The sequence below is a fragment of the Cupriavidus sp. H39 genome (assembly GCF_050271075.1).
In the GTDB taxonomy this organism is placed as follows: Bacteria; Pseudomonadota; Gammaproteobacteria; order Burkholderiales; family Burkholderiaceae; genus Cupriavidus; species Cupriavidus necator_B.
On sequence record NZ_CP189846.1, the window covers coordinates 1,980,618 to 1,995,432 of the forward strand.

Below are 14,815 nucleotides of genomic sequence, written 5' to 3' on the forward strand. Positions count from 1 at the left end.
AGTAAAAGGAGACCGCCGTGCAACCTTCTGCGATCAAGCTTCGTGGCATCGATGATGTCATTGCCTACATAGATTCCTGCCCTGGCATACGCGGCAGGGCCGCTGCCATCTGGTGGCTCGCCCTGGGCGGCCTGTTCCTCGACGCGTTTTCCAATTCAGCGCTAAGCGCAGGCCTCGGGCCAATGACGCGCGACCTCCAGCTGGTGCCCGCCAAGGTTGCGCTGCTGACGTCGTTCGCATCGTGGGTGGCCATTGCCTTCAATCCGATCGGCGGCTGGATGGCCGATCGCTGGGGCCGCGTCCGGCCGCTGATTCTCGCCAAGGTGCTGGCGGTAGTCGGCGCTGTGCTGGTCGTGTTCGCGCCGGGATTCGAGGTGATTCTGGCCGGGCGCTTCTTTGTCGGCGCGGCCTATGGCATCGACTTTGCCATCGCCATGGCCGTGCTGGCGGAGTTCACGCCGGTGAAGCTCAAGAGCCGGCTGAACACATGGCAAGGCATGTGGTACACGGCCGTCTGCGCCAACCTGCTGCTGGCGCTGCTGTTCTACTCGTGGGACGTCGGCGATACGATCTGGCGCTACTCGGTGGCCGCCACGGCGGTCTTCGGCGTGGCCATCCTGCTGCTGCAGGGCCTGTTCCTGGTGGAAAGCCCGACCTGGCTGGCCCGCAAGGAACGGCTCGAAGCCGCCGCCAGCGCCATGACGCGCATCTACGGGCGCGCCTTCATTGCCGCGCCGCCGGCGGAGCGGATCCCCGTGCTCAACCAGGCGCGCCGCGGCCTGGCCAACGTGCTGCTGATCTTCCGCGGCATCTATCTGCCGCGCACCATGCTCGCCGCCACCGTGCAGATCGGCCAGTCGATCCAGTACTTCGCGATCGGCTGGTACCTGCCGCTGATCAGCGCGGCGCTGTTTGGCAAGGACTTTGTCTACGCGACCATCGGCGCGCTGGTGTTCAACGTATGCGGCATTGTCGGCGGCTTCCTGTCGCCGCTGGTCGGCCGCACGCTGGGCCTGCGCCGCGCCTCGGCGTTCGGCTTCGCGGCGGTGTTCGCCATGCTGCTGATGCTGGGCCTGTTCAACGGCAAGATGCCGATGTGGATCGCCGTGGTGGTGCCGTCGCTGTTCATCCTGTTCCACTCTGCCGGCCCCGGCGCGAATGGCAAGAGCTTGTCGTCCCTGTCATTCCGCAGCGAACTGCGCGCCGGGGCCAACGGCGTCATCGGCGCGCTCGGTGCCATTGGCGCCGCACTGGGCTTGCTGGTGTTCCCGCTGTTCCGCGCGCAATACGGGCTGGAGACTACCTTCCTGATCCTTTCGGTAGTGCCGCTGCTGGCCAGCATCATCTGCTTTTCGATCCGCTGGGACCCCACCCGCACCGCGGTCCATCCCGATAACGAAGCCGATGCGCCGCAGTTCAAGGGCGACGCGGCGGACGCATCGGGCTTTATGCAACCCGTGATCGAAAAGGCCCGGCCATGACCCAGCGCAGCAACGTCATCCTTGCGATCGATGAAGGCACCTCGGGCACGCGCGCCGCGGTGGTGGCTGCCGACGGCCACGTGAAGTGCCTGCACTACGCCGCGCTGGAGATCCACAGCCCCTGCCCCGGGGTGGTGGAGCAGGACGCCGACGCGCTGCTCGCACGCACGCTGTCGGTTTGCCGCGCCACGCTCGCGCAGGCGGCTCATGAAAACCTGGACGTGGTTGCCCTCGCCGTCGCCAGCCAGCGCGCCACCGCGGTGCTGTGGGACACCGCGACCGGGCGCGCGTTGGTCCCCGCCATGGTGTGGCAGGACACACGCTATGCGGCCGAACTCGACCAGCTTGCGCCGGCGTGGGACACCGCGCTGCGCGAAACCGTAGGCCGCCCCGTCGGTGTGCGCTCGCCGTACCTGTGGGCCGCACGGCATCTGCGCGACACGCCGGCGGTGGCCGAAGCCTTGCGCGAGCGCCGGCTCGCCTTCGGCACCATCGACACCTGGCTGCTGTGGCACCTGTCGACGGCGCGCACGTGCCTTACCACGCCGACCAACGCGACCTCCTGCAATGCCTACATGCTGACCGGGCATCGCTACCGGCTCGACTGGATCGATGCGCTCGGCTTCCCACGGGAACTGCTGCCGGAGTTGCGCCAGGATGCGGACGATTTCGGCCGCACCCGGCCGGACGTGCTGGGCATCGACGTGCCGATCCTGGCGTGCGCCGGCGACCAGCTTGCCGGCGCCATCGGCCTCGGATGCCTTGATGCCGGGCAGGCGATGTGCCTGCATGGCACCGGCAGCTTCGTCGACCTGGTGGTCGGCCCGCAGCTTCCCGCACGCAGCGGCAGGTCGGACAGCACCCTGACCATGACCGCGCGCCGCCACCACGGCGTCTCGCACTTCTCGGTCGAGACCTTTGTCGCCACCACCGGCTCGGCGCTCAACTGGGTCTGCGACAAGCTCGGCTGGTTCGACAACGCCAGGCAGATCAGCGCGCTGGCGGCCACGGTGACGTCGGCGCGGGGCGTGATCTTTATCCCGGCGCTGACCGGCCTGCGCGTGCCGCGCATGCAGCCCGAGGCGCGCGCGGCACTTGCTGGCATCTCGCTGGCAACAACGCGCGCGGAGATGGCCTTTGGCATCCTGGAAGGCATCGCCCATTCCGTAGCCTCGTGCATCGAGGCGAACCAGGACATTGCCGGCGTGCCGGTGTCGGCGCTGGTGGTCGGCGGCGGACTGTCCGGCAGCGACGCGCTGCTGCAGATGCAGGCCGACCTCAGCGGTGTTCCCGTCCACCGCATGAAGGAGAGCGACCGCGCCAGCCTGCGCGGCATTGCCTACCTTGCCGGCGCTTCCGGCCTGCTGTGGGACTCCATGCAGCAGGCGCGCGCGACCGCGGCACCCGACGCGGTGTTCGAGCCAGCGCTCGACGCGGCGCAGCGTGCCGAGCGGCGTGCGCTCTGGCATGCGCGCGTGGCCTCCGAGCTCGACCATGCCGACGCGCGCGCGGCTAGTCAGGACCACGACTGCCGTCAGGCCCATTAACCCGGAGCAACCCAAGATGGTGATTTTCCCCTCCCGCAGCGCGAACCGCGAGCGTGCCGCCTTGACCGGCACGGAGCCATTGCGGCTGGTGCACGCAGACCAGCTCGGCCGCCTGGAGGCCGATGCCTTCGACATCCTGGTGGTCGGGGGCGGCGTCACCGGCGCCTACGCCGCGCTCGATGCCAGCCTGCGCGGCTACCGCGTGGCGCTGGTAGAGAAGAACGACTTCGCCGCAGGGACCTCGTCCAAGTCGTCGAAGATGGTGCATGGCGGCCTGCGCTATATCGAACAGGGCAACCTCGGTTTGGTGCGCCATTCGCTGCTGGAGCGCCAGCGCCTGCGCCGCAACGCGCGCCACCTGGTGCAGCGGCTGCCGTTCCTGTTCCCGGTGATGGAGCGCGACGGCGTCTTCGACAAGCGCCTGGCCAAGGCCTTCGGCAGCCTGCTCTGGACCTACGACCTGGCCGGCGGATGGCGCGAGGGCATCCTGCACCAGAAGCTGACCAAGGCGGAGGTGCTGTCCCACTGCCCGACCTTCAACGAAGAACACCTGACCGGCGGCTATCTGTATTTCGATGCGCGCGTCGACGATGCCCGCCTGACCCTGAACCTCGCGCGGACCGCGGCGTTCCACGGCGCAGCCGTGCTCAACCATGCCACCGTCACCGCGATCACGCGCGACGGACACGGCAAGGTCGATGGCGCCATCGTCCACGCCGGCGAGCGCGAGCTCCGCGTGCGCGCGGGCGCGGTCATCATGGCCACCGGTGTCTGGCTGCGCGACTGGACCGGCCACAAGCCGGGCGAGGACAAGACGCTGCACATACGCCCGGCCAAAGGGGTCCACGTTGCCATCCCGTGGCTGAAAATCCGCAATGACTGCACCGTGACGATCCCGGTGCCGGGCCGCAATCGCCGCGCGACCATCACGCGGTGGGGCAACGTGTCGTACCTCGGCACCACCGACGAAGACTATGACGGCGATCTCGACAACGTGCTCTGCACCCGTCAGGAACTCGACTTCCTGCTCGAAGGTGCGCGCTCGGCGCTGAAGGTCGACCTCTCGGCGCAGGACGTGGTGGGCAGCATCGCGGGGTGCCGCCCGCTGGTGGCCCCGCCCGGCGGCAAGACGCTGGAGATCCGCCGCAACCATGAGATTCATGTCGCGCACGACGGGCTCGTGACCATTGTCGGCGGCAAGCTCACGACTGCGCGCCACATGGCCGAGCAAACCATCGATGCCGCGCAGCAGGTCATCGGCAAGCGCGGCAAGTGCATGACCCGGTCGGCGTATCTGCTCGGCGCGGCCGGCTATGACCCGCAGGCCATCGTCGCGTCCGGCGGCATGGCCGCGCACCTGGGCGAGCGCTACGGCACCGAAGCGCGCTTCGTCAGCGACATCCTGCAGGCGGACCCCGCCCTCGCCCGGCCCATCGTCGAGGGCCTGCCCTACACCGAAGCCGAGATTGTCTATGCCGTGCGCCACGAACTGGCCGGCACGGTCGATGACGTCTTGTCACGGCGCATCCGCGCGCGCCTGATGGCGCGCGATGCCTCCGCCCGCGCCGCGGCACGGGTGGGCCAGATTCTTCAGGCTGAACTCGGCCTGGCCGAAGCCGCGGTGGCGCGGCAGGTCAGCGAATACCTGGCGGCAGTCGCCGTCGAAAAATCCGTCCTCATGGGAGACCCAGCATGATCAGCAAGGAAGCCATCAAGCGCGGCTACAACCGCGGCAACTATGTCATCGGCGCCCACACCCCGCCCGGCTATGCGGCGAACCTCCACGACACCCCGGATGCGCCCGGCCTGCAGCGCGACGCCATCGCCGTCGGCGCGGCCGATGTCGCGGCCCTGCGCAAGGTGGCCGACGAAGTGTTGACCGATACGGCCAATGTGGTGGCATGGACCCGCGACTGGTGGGCCGGCTCCATGATCACGGAGACCGCCGGCAAGCCGGCCACGCCGCGCGCAGTCATCGTGCGCGTCTCCACTGTGGAACAAGTGCAGGCCGTCATGCGCATCGCCAGCGCCGGCGCCATTCCGGTCACCGTGTCGGCCGGGCGCAGCAACGTGACCGGTGCCGCCCTGCCCGTGCGCGGCGGCATCGTGCTCGACGTGTGCGCGCTGAACCGGCTGGTCGGGTTCGACCAGGCCAGCCAGATCGTCGAGGTTGAAGCCGGCATGTTCGGCGATATCTTCGAACAGACCGTGCAGCGCGAATTCGGCATGACGATGGGCCACTGGCCGTCTTCGTACGCGATCAGCACGGTGGGCGGATGGGTGGCCTGCCGCGGCGCCGGCCAGCTGTCCACACGCTACGGCAAGATCGAAGACATGGTGTTCGGCATGGACGTGGTGCTCGCCGACGGCACCTTGGTCACCGTGGGCGGCTACTCGCGCGCGGCGCTGGGGCCGGACCTGCAGCAGCTGTTCATCGGCTCCGAGGGCATGCTGGGCGTGATCGTGCGCGTGCGCCTGAAGCTGCATCGCCTGCCCGACTACGGGCGCGCCATCGCCTATGGCTTCCAGACCTTTGCCATCGGCCTGGAGGCCTGCCGCGAGATCATGCAACGCGGCGCCAACCCGGCCGCGCTGCGCCTCTATGACGCGCTGGAAAGCGGAGTGCAGTTCGGGCTGCCCGACACCAATGTGCTGCTGGTTGCCGACGAGGGCGCGCGCGAGATGGTCGATGCCGTGATGACGATCAGCGAGCGCGTGTGCGCGGAACTTGGCGACAAGCTGGACAGCGCGGCCATCTTCGAGCGCTGGCTCGACACGCGCTACCTGACCGGCAAGAGCGCCGAGGGCTTCAAGCGCGGCCCAGGCTTTGTCGCCGATACGCTGGAAATGTCCGGGCCCTGGCGCGACCTGGCGGCAATCTACGCCGACGTGGTCAAGGCCATCAACGCCGTGCCGGGCACCCTTGCCGGCTCCGCGCACCAGTCGCATGCCTACGTGGACGGCGCCTGCCTGTATTTCTCATTGCGCGGCGAGGTGGCGGTGGAGGATCGCCAGCAATGGTATCGCCAGGCATGGGATGCGGCCAACGCAGTGCTGATCCAATACAATGCAGCACTGAGCCACCACCACGGGATCGGGCTGCTGCGCGCGCCATACATGGCGGCGTCGCTGGACACGGCCTTCCCGCTGCTGGCGGCAGTCAAGCACGCGCTTGATCCGCAGCATCTGCTGAACCCCGGCAAGCTGGGCCTCGGTGACCGGCTCGCCAACGAACCGAAGTAATCCGCATGGACATGTCCCTCGGTGCGCGCCTGGCGCGACACCCCGTCATCGGCACGCTCTACGGCGTCGAGCAGATCGGCGCCGTGCTTGAAAGCGTGGCTGAAGTCTGCATCGTCGCCAATGTCGAGCTGCGCAAGCTGCAGCCGGTGATCGCGACGCTGGCCAGCGCTGACAAGTACGTCATCGTCAATATCGACAGCTGCGAAGGCCTGTCGCAGGACAAGGGCGGGGTCGAGTACCTGGCCGATATCGGGGTGACCAGCCTGGTGTCCACCCGCGTGGCAACAATCCAGCGGGCCAACCGCGCGGGCATGGTGACGATGCAGAAGGTCTTTGTCACCGACCGCTCCACCTGGCCGCGCAGCGTCAAGGCGCTCGAGCAGAGCGACCCGAACCTGGTGCAGCTGATGCCGGCGCCCATGCTGTCGCACCTGCCGCAAGCGGACCGCAAGGCGCTGCCGCCGATCGTGACCTCCGGCTTTGTCTGCAACCGGGAGGATATCCGCGGCGCGCTCGCCCATGGCGCCGTGGCCGTCTCCACCAGCGACCGCAAGCTCTGGAGCCTGGACGCGAAAGCGCTCAAGCCATGAGCCGTCCACCGCGCACGGCCCCATGCATGGCAGCTTTCGCTGACCGCTGATCGGCCAAAGTTGGCGTGCCAGCGCCGGAAGATCGTATAGTCATGTCCTCGGACCGGGCTTGCTGGCCCGCGCGCCCTTCTTTGCCGCGCCGCCCGCAAGCCGCACCCCCATTCCTGATCCCGGAGGACCCCCATGAAAACCAAAGCCGCCATCGCCTGGAAAGCCGGTGCCCCGCTGACCATCGAAGACGTGGACCTGGACGGCCCGCGCGCCGGCGAAGTGCTGGTGGAAGTGAAAGCCACCGGCATCTGCCATACCGACTACTACACGCTGTCCGGCGCCGACCCGGAAGGCATCTTCCCGGCGATCCTGGGCCACGAGGGCGCGGGCATCGTCACCGACGTCGGCCCGGGCGTGACCTCGCTCAAGCCGGGCGACCATGTCATCCCCCTGTACACGCCGGAATGCCGCCAGTGCAAGTTCTGCCTGTCGCGCAAGACCAACCTGTGCCAGGCAATCCGTAGCACGCAGGGCAAGGGCCTGATGCCGGACGGCACCTCGCGTTTTTCGATCGACGGCAAGCCCATCTTCCACTACATGGGCACGTCGACCTTCGCCAACCACATCGTGGTGCCGGAGATCGCGCTGGCGAAGATCCGCCCGGATGCGCCGTTCGACAAGGTCTGCTACATCGGCTGCGGCGTGACCACCGGCGTGGGCGCGGTGCTGTTCACCGCCAAGGTCGAGGCCGGCGCCAACGTGGTCGTGTTCGGCCTGGGCGGCATCGGCCTGAACGTGATCCAGGCGGCGAAGATGGTCGGGGCCGACAAGATCATCGGCGTCGACCTGAACCCGGGGCGCGAAGCGATGGCGCGCAAGTTCGGCATGACGCATTTCATCAACCCGAAGGATGTCGACAACGTGGTCGACCACATCATCCAGCTGACCGACGGCGGTGCCGACTATTCGTTCGAATGCATCGGCAACACGCAGGTCATGCGCCAGGCGCTGGAGTGCTGCCACAAGGGCTGGGGCAAGTCGATCATCATCGGCGTGGCCGAGGCCGGCGCCGAGATCTCGACGCGTCCGTTCCAGCTGGTGACCGGGCGTGAGTGGAAGGGCTCCGCCTTCGGCGGCGCGCGCGGCCGCACCGACGTGCCGAAGATTGTCGACTGGTACATGGAAGGCAAGCTCAATATCGACGACCTGATCACCCACACGTTGCCGCTGGAGCGCATCAACGACGGCTTCGACCTGATGAAGCGCGGCGAGTCGATCCGCTCGGTGGTGCTGTACTGAGGACCGCGCCGACATGGAACTGATCTCGCAACACGGCTGTCACGGCGGCGTGCAGCGCTTCTACCGCCATGATTCGGCGGCGATCGGGCTGCCGATGCGTTTCTCGGTCTACCTGCCGCCGCAGGCGCAGGCCGGCGCGCGGGTGCCGGTGCTGTTCTACCTCGCCGGCCTGACCTGCACCGAGGAAACCTTCATGATCAAGGCCGGCGCGCAGCGTTTTGCCGCCGAGCACGGCCTGATGCTGGTCGCGCCCGACACCAGCCCGCGCGGCGCGGGCCTGCCGGGCGAGGCGGATGCGTGGGACTTCGGCGTCGGCGCGGGGTTCTATGTCGATGCCACCGAGGCGCCGTGGCACAAGCACTGGCGCATGGAAAGCTACGTGGCGGATGAGCTGTTCGAACTGGTGACCACCGCCTTGCCAGGCGATGGGGCGCGCGTTGGCATCTGCGGGCATTCGATGGGCGGGCACGGTGCGCTGGTGCTGGCGCAGCGCCATCCGCAGCGCTTCCGCTCGGTGTCGGCGTTCGCGCCGATCGCCGCGCCGTCGCGCTGCCCCTGGGGCGAGAAGGCCTTTGCCGGCTACCTCGGCAGTGACCGCGCCACGTGGGCGCAGTACGACGCCAGCGAGCTGATGGCGCGCCAGCCGGGCGCGCCGTTTCCTGCCGGCATCCTGGTCGACCAGGGCCTGGATGACCAGTTCCTGCAAAGCCAGCTCCATCCCGAGGCATTCGCCGCGGCCTGCCAGGCCGTCGGCCAGCCGCTGACGCTGCGCCGGCACAGCGGCTACGACCACGGCTACTACTTCATCACCAGCTTTATCGCCGACCACATCCGGCACCACGCGGCACAGCTGTAGCCGCGCCGCTTCAGTCTTCCGCCAGCCGGCGGTAAGCCCCCGGGCGCGATCCGGTCCAGCGCCGGAACGCCCGGTGGAATGCGCCCGGCTCGGCAAAGCCGAGTTCGGCCGCGATATCCGCGACCGCGCGGCCGGAATGGCTGAGCGCCTCGATCGCAAGGTCGCGCCGCAACGCATCCTTCAGGTCCTGGTAGCTGACGCCCTCCTCCATCAGCCGGCGCCGCAGCGAGGACGCCGACAGGTTCAGGCTGACCGCCAGGTCTTCAAACGTGGGCCATTGATCCGGACGCTGGTTGCGCAGCAGCCGGCGCACGCGCGCGCCCACGCTGCTGCGGTCCGAGTACTTGACCACCACGTTATGCGGGGCATCGCGCAGGAAGGCCTTGAGGCTGCGCTCGTCCTGGCGCACCGGCTGCGCCAGCAGCGCCGCGTCGAAGACCAGCGCCGTGGCCGGCTGCCCGAATGCCAGCTGGCGCGAATACATGACGCGGTATTCCGCGCTGTAGGGCGGCTCGGCATAGTCGAACGCCGCCAGCCGCACCGGCACGCGCCGCCGCAACAGCCAGCTCATCAGGCCATGCAGCATGATCAGCATGGTTTCCTTGGCAAACACGCCGGGTTGCCGCCCCAGGTGCGCGCACGGCGCGGTCAGCACCAGCGCGGCCTCTTCGCCATGGCGCTCGAGCCGCACGCCGATATCGTCGAGCAGCAGCCGGAAGTACCGCGTGATGCGCTCCAGCCCCTGCGCCAGCGTGCGGCTGCCCGCCACCGCATGGCACAGCATGGCAAAGCTGCCGCATTTCATGCTGCGCGAGTCCTGCCCGAAGAATTCATCGTCCAGCGCCGCGGCCACGGCCAGCCATAGCTCGCTGTAGCTGACGGCCGAGACCCGCGCCTGCGGCACCGCCAGCAGCGCCGGCGCAATGCCGGCGCCACGCAGCACCGGATCGGGGTCGATCCCGCGCGCACGCAGCCCCGCAATGGCGTGGTGGACGAAACAGATGGCGACACTGCCTTTTTCCATGGCGCTGAGGGTGGCAAACGAGGGTGGCAAACGAGTTCAGGAAGATTGGCGGATTTTGGCATAGGAGCCCAACCCGGGCGTTCCTACACTGGCCGCAGGTCAAACGCCGAGCGCGCATTCTGCCTCAGTTGCAGCGCCGCTCCAAACGCCCCATCCCAATCTGCCATGCACAGCGACTACACCGAAGAGCAAACCATGATCCGCGACAGCGCACGCGCCTTTGCCACCGAACGGCTGGCCGTGGGCGCCGCGCAATGGGACCGCGACGGCCGCCTGCCCGACGAGGTGGTCGCCGAAATGGGCGCGCTGGGCCTGCTGGGCATGATCGTGCCCGAGGAATGGGGCGGCACCTATACCGACTACGTCGCCTATGCGCTGGCCATCGAAGAGATCGCCGCCGGCTGCGCCGCCTGCGCCACCATGATGAGCGTGCACAACTCGGTTGGCTGCGGGCCGGTCCTGCACTACGGCACCGATGCGCAGAAAGAGCGCTACCTGGCCCGGCTGGCCAGCGGCGAGCTGATCGGCGCGTTCTGCCTGACCGAGCCGCAGGCGGGCTCCGAGGCGCACAACCTGCGCACGCGCGCCCGCTTCACCGACAACGGCTGGGTGCTCAACGGCAGCAAGCAGTTCGTCACCAACGGCCAGCGCGCCGGCGTGGCGGTGGTGTTTGCCTCCACCGAACCGGAACGCGGCAAGAAAGGTATCTCCGCGTTTCTGGTACCGACCGACACGCCCGGTTTTATCGTTCACGCCCCGGAGAAGAAGCTGGGCATCCGCGCCTCGGACACCTGCGCGATCACGCTCGAAGACTGCATCGTCCCGCACGACGCGCTGCTCGGCGAGCCCGGCGAAGGCCTGCGCATCGCCTTGTCGAACCTGGAAGGCGGCCGCATCGGCATCGCCGCGCAGGCGATCGGCATCGCACGCTCGGCGTTCGAAGCGGCATGCCGCTATGCCTCCGAACGCATCCAGTTCGGCCGCGCCCTGCGCGAGCACCCGCCCATCGCCAACATGCTGGCCGACATGGCCACCGAACTGAATGCCGCGCGGCTGCTGGTGCATCGCGCCGCGCGCATGCGCAGCGAGGGCGTGCCGTGCCTGTCCGAAGCCTCGCAGGCCAAGCTGTATGCGTCGGAACTGGCCGAGCGCGTGTGCTCCAAGGCGCTGCAGATCCACGGCGGCTATGGCTACCTCGAAGACTACCCGGTCGAGCGCCATTACCGCGACGCCCGCATCACCCAGATCTACGAAGGCACCAGCGAGATCCAGCGCATGCTGATCGCGCGCAGCCTGTGACCCCTTCTTTCCCTGCCAACAAACAACACCTCCGGAGACAATGATGACCGCCGTGCCCAAGACCGACCATGCCGTGCCGACCGTACCGCTGCTGATCAACGGCGAATGGGTGGAATCGTCCGCCGCCGAGTTCCGCAACGTGGTCAACCCCGCCACGCAGGAAGTGCTGGCACGCGTGCCGCTTGCCACCGCCAGCGAAGTGGCGGCAGCGGTGGGCGCCGCGCACCGCGCCTTTGCCACCTGGCGCCATACGCCGATCGGCGCGCGGCTGCGTGTCATGCTGCGCTTCCAGGCGCTGATCCGCGAGCACAGCAAGCGCATCGCCGCCATCCTCACCGCCGAACAGGGCAAGACGCTGGCCGATGCCGAAGGCGACATCTTCCGTGGGCTGGAAGTGGTCGAGCATGCCTGCTCGATCGGCACGCTGCAGCAAGGCGGCTTCGCCGAGAACGTCGCCGCCACCGTCGACACCTACACGCTGCAGCAGCCGATCGGCGTCTGCGCCGGCATTACGCCGTTCAACTTCCCGGCGATGATCCCGCTGTGGATGTTCCCGATGGCGATCGTCTGCGGCAATACCTTCGTGCTGAAGCCGTCCGAGCAGGATCCGCTCTCTACCATCGAACTGGTCAAGCTGGCGCTCGAGGCGGGCGTGCCGCCGGGCGTGCTGAACGTGGTGCACGGCGCCAAGGACGTGGTCGATGCGCTGTGCACGCACCCGGACATCAAGGCGGTGTCGTTCGTCGGCTCGACTGCGGTCGGCACCCACGTCTACAACCTCGCCGGCGCGCACGGCAAGCGCGTGCAGTCGATGATGGGCGCCAAGAACCACGCGGTGGTGCTGCCCGACGCGCACAAGGAGCAGACGCTGAACGCGCTGGCGGGCGCCGGGTTCGGCGCGGCGGGCCAGCGTTGCATGGCCACTTCGGTGGTAGTGCTGGTGGGCGCCGCGCGCGACTGGGTGCCTGACCTGGTGGCACGTGCCCGGACGCTCAAGGTCGGCGCCGGCGCGGAGCCAGGCACCGATGTCGGTCCGGTGGTTTCCGTGGCGGCAAAGGAGCGCATCCTCGGCTTGATCGCCGCCGGCGAGCGCGAAGGCGCCACGCTGGTGCTGGATGGCCGCGGCGTTGAGGTGCCCGGCTATCCGCAAGGCAACTTCATCGGCCCGACCATCTTCACCGATGTGAAGACCGACATGTCGATCTACACCGAAGAGATCTTCGGACCGGTGCTGGTGGTGATCGGCGTGGAAACGCTGGACGACGCCATCGCGCTGGTCAACCGCAACCCGTTCGGCAACGGCACCGGCGTATTCACGCAAAGCGGCGCCGCGGCCCGCAAGTTCCAGAGCGAGATCGACGTCGGTCAGGTCGGCATCAACATCCCGATCCCGGTGCCGGTGCCCTACTTCAGCTTCACCGGCTCGCGCGGCTCCAAGCTGGGCGACCTGGGGCCGTATGGCAAGCAGGTGGTGCAGTTTTATACGCAGACCAAGACGGTGACGGCGCGCTGGTTTGACGACGCTACGGTGAATGATGGAGTGAATACCACCATCAGTCTGAAGTAAGGCAGGGAGTCAAGCGTACCCGTTGCCTTGCTCCCCTCTCCCGCGAGCGGGAGAGGGGCTGGGGGTGAGGGCCGGCGCTTGCAGGACCTCATCCTCTTGCAAACCCTCGGCACGCCACCCCGAACAGTCTGAAGCAACGCAGCAGCAATAGACACTCCCGCCCTCTCCCCCGCCCCTCTCCCGCAAGCGGGAAAGGGGAGAAAACAAGCGGGATTCGAGATTCATCATCGAAGGAGACCCCATGCATATCGCCTTCATCGGCCTCGGCAACATGGGCGCGCCCATGGCGCGCAACCTGCTCAAGGCCGGCCACACACTGACCGTATTCGACCTGAACGCCAGTGCGGTGGCATCGCTGTGCGCCGAGGGAGCCGCCAGCGCGGACTCGGCGCGCAAGGCCGTCGCCGAAGCGGACTTTGTCATCACCATGCTGCCGGCCGCCGCCCATGTGCGCAGCGCCTACCTGGGCCAGGACGGCGTGCTGGCCGGTGTCCGGCCAGGCGTGCCGCTGGTCGACTCCAGCACCATCGATCCCGCCACCGTGCGCGAGCTGGCCGCGGCTGCCGAGGCCCATGGCAATGCGCTGGCCGATGCGCCCGTCTCCGGCGGCACCGTCGGCGCGCAGGCCGGCACGCTGACCTTCATGGTCGGCGCCACCGAAGCCCTGTTCGCCCAGGTGCGTCCGGTGCTGGCGGGCATGGGCCGCAACCTGGTCCACTGCGGCGGCACTGGCACGGGCCAGGTCGCAAAGATCTGCAACAACCTGATCCTGGGCATCTCGATGATCGGCGTGTCCGAGGCGATGGCACTGGGCGTCAAGCTCGGCATCGATGCCAACGTGCTGGCCGGCATCGTCAACACCTCCACCGGCCGCTGCTGGGCCTCGGATACCTGCAATCCCTGGCCCGGCGTGATCGAGACCGCGCCGGCGGGACGCGGCTACAGCGGCGGCTTCGGCGCGGACCTGATGCTCAAGGACCTGGGCCTGGCTGCCGACGCCGCGCGCAGCGTGAAGCAGCCGTTATTCCTCGGCGCGCTGGCGCAGCAAATCTACCAGGCCGTAAGCCATGCCGGTGACGGCCAGCTCGACTTCTCCGGCGTGATCCGCCAGTACCTGTCCGCCACGGACAAGGAGGCCACGCAATGATCGAGTTTGCCCTGCAAGGCCACGTCGCCACGCTGACGCTGAGCCGCCCGCCCGCCAATGCCTTCACCGCCGACGGCCTGCAACAGTTGCGCGAGCTGGTGGCGAAGATCGACGCCAGCCCCGAAGTGCGCGCCGTGGTCGTCACCGGTGCCGGCGAGAAATTCTTCAGCGCCGGCGCCGACCTGAACGGCTTTGCCGAGGGCGACCGCGCGCACGCGCGCGTGATGGCGCAGCAGTTCGGCAGCGCCTTCGAAGCGCTGCAGAATGCGCGTCCCGTGGTAATTGCCGCGATCAATGGCTATGCCATGGGCGGCGGGCTCGAATGCGCGCTCGCCTGCGATATCCGCATCGCCGAGGAACACGCGCAGATGGCGCTGCCCGAAGCCGCCGTCGGCCTGCTGCCGTGCGGCTGCGGCACGCAGACGCTGCCGTGGCTGGTGGGCGAAGGCTGGGCCAAGCGCATGATCCTGACCAACGAGCGCGTCGACGCCGCCACCGCCTTGCGCATCGGCCTGGTGGAAGAGGTGGTGCCGCGCGGCCAGGCCCTGGCCACGGCGCTGGCGATGGCCGAGCGCGCGTGCAAGGTCAGCCCCCGTGCCGCCGCGCACAGCAAGCGGCTGGTGCACCTGGCACGCCAGGGCGTGCCGCGCCAGGCCGCGCTGGCGCTGGAGCGCGAGCGCTTTGTCGACCTGTTCGACGACGCCGACCAGCGCGAGGGCGTCAACGCCTTCCTCGAGAAACGCGCGCCGCAATGGCGCAATGCCTAGAAAC

At 68.3% G+C, this 14,815-nt stretch carries 12 protein-coding genes; 11 read left to right on the top strand and 1 reads right to left on the bottom strand.

Going from position 1 to position 14,815, the window contains the following annotated elements:
• Nucleotides 1-17 precede the first annotated feature (17 nt).
• The 7 genes from ACOCMH_RS09415 to fghA all read left to right on the top strand — a co-directional run bounded on the left by ACOCMH_RS09415 (nucleotide 18) and on the right by fghA (nucleotide 9,007).
• Nucleotides 18-1,481 carry an MFS transporter gene (locus ACOCMH_RS09415; RefSeq protein WP_427306720.1) on the top strand — a complete coding sequence of 488 codons (1,464 nt, stop codon included), beginning with the start codon at nucleotides 18-20 and terminating at the stop codon, nucleotides 1,479-1,481.
• On the top strand, nucleotides 1,478-3,028 hold the full coding sequence (locus ACOCMH_RS09420) for an FGGY family carbohydrate kinase (protein ID WP_427306721.1): 1,551 nt from the start codon (nucleotides 1,478-1,480) through the stop codon (nucleotides 3,026-3,028). Before ACOCMH_RS09415 ends, ACOCMH_RS09420 begins: the two co-directional genes overlap by 4 nt.
• Nucleotides 3,029-3,044: 16 nt before the next feature.
• Nucleotides 3,045-4,724, top strand: a complete 1,680-nt coding sequence (locus ACOCMH_RS09425) for an FAD-dependent oxidoreductase (RefSeq protein ID WP_427306722.1) — start codon at nucleotides 3,045-3,047, stop codon at nucleotides 4,722-4,724.
• On the top strand, nucleotides 4,721-6,271 hold the full coding sequence (locus tag ACOCMH_RS09430) for an FAD-binding oxidoreductase (RefSeq protein ID WP_427306723.1): 1,551 nt from the start codon (nucleotides 4,721-4,723) through the stop codon (nucleotides 6,269-6,271). Before ACOCMH_RS09425 ends, ACOCMH_RS09430 begins: the two co-directional genes overlap by 4 nt.
• 5 nt (nucleotides 6,272-6,276) lie before the next feature.
• Nucleotides 6,277-6,861 (top strand): glycerol-3-phosphate responsive antiterminator, encoded by a 585-nt coding sequence (locus tag ACOCMH_RS09435; protein WP_427306724.1) that lies wholly within the window; start codon nucleotides 6,277-6,279, stop codon nucleotides 6,859-6,861.
• 183 nt (nucleotides 6,862-7,044) lie between these two features.
• Entirely contained in the window at nucleotides 7,045-8,151 is a 1,107-nt protein-coding gene (locus tag ACOCMH_RS09440; protein ID WP_427306725.1) for an S-(hydroxymethyl)glutathione dehydrogenase/class III alcohol dehydrogenase, read from the top strand.
• 13 nt (nucleotides 8,152-8,164) lie between these two features.
• Nucleotides 8,165-9,007: an S-formylglutathione hydrolase gene (gene fghA / locus ACOCMH_RS09445; protein WP_427306726.1), complete on the top strand. Its 843-nt coding sequence runs from the start codon at nucleotides 8,165-8,167 to the stop codon at nucleotides 9,005-9,007.
• A gap of 10 nt (nucleotides 9,008-9,017) precedes the next feature.
• On the opposite strand, the gene ACOCMH_RS09450 is transcribed toward fghA, so the two are convergent.
• Nucleotides 9,018-10,031 (bottom strand): AraC family transcriptional regulator, encoded by a 1,014-nt coding sequence (locus tag ACOCMH_RS09450; protein ID WP_427306727.1) that lies wholly within the window; start codon nucleotides 10,029-10,031, stop codon nucleotides 9,018-9,020.
• 165 nt (nucleotides 10,032-10,196) lie between these two features.
• Between ACOCMH_RS09450 and ACOCMH_RS09455 the strand changes: the two genes are divergently transcribed.
• The 4 genes from ACOCMH_RS09455 (at nucleotide 10,197) to ACOCMH_RS09470 (ending at nucleotide 14,811) form a co-directional block, all read left to right on the top strand.
• The gene (locus ACOCMH_RS09455; protein ID WP_427306728.1) at nucleotides 10,197-11,330 is read left to right on the top strand and encodes an acyl-CoA dehydrogenase family protein; all 1,134 of its coding nucleotides are present in this window, start codon (nucleotides 10,197-10,199) and stop codon (nucleotides 11,328-11,330) included.
• Nucleotides 11,331-11,373: 43 nt separating this feature from the next.
• Entirely contained in the window at nucleotides 11,374-12,897 is a 1,524-nt protein-coding gene (locus tag ACOCMH_RS09460; protein ID WP_427306729.1) for a CoA-acylating methylmalonate-semialdehyde dehydrogenase, read from the top strand.
• A 241-nt stretch (nucleotides 12,898-13,138) separates the two neighbouring features.
• Complete coding sequence (gene mmsB / locus ACOCMH_RS09465; protein ID WP_427306730.1) at nucleotides 13,139-14,044, top strand: 3-hydroxyisobutyrate dehydrogenase; 906 nt, start codon at nucleotides 13,139-13,141, stop codon at nucleotides 14,042-14,044.
• Nucleotides 14,041-14,811 carry an enoyl-CoA hydratase gene (locus tag ACOCMH_RS09470; RefSeq protein ID WP_427306731.1) on the top strand — a complete coding sequence of 257 codons (771 nt, stop codon included), beginning with the start codon at nucleotides 14,041-14,043 and terminating at the stop codon, nucleotides 14,809-14,811. The genes mmsB and ACOCMH_RS09470 overlap by 4 nt, the downstream gene beginning before the upstream one ends.
• Nucleotides 14,812-14,815: the final 4 nt, after the last annotated feature.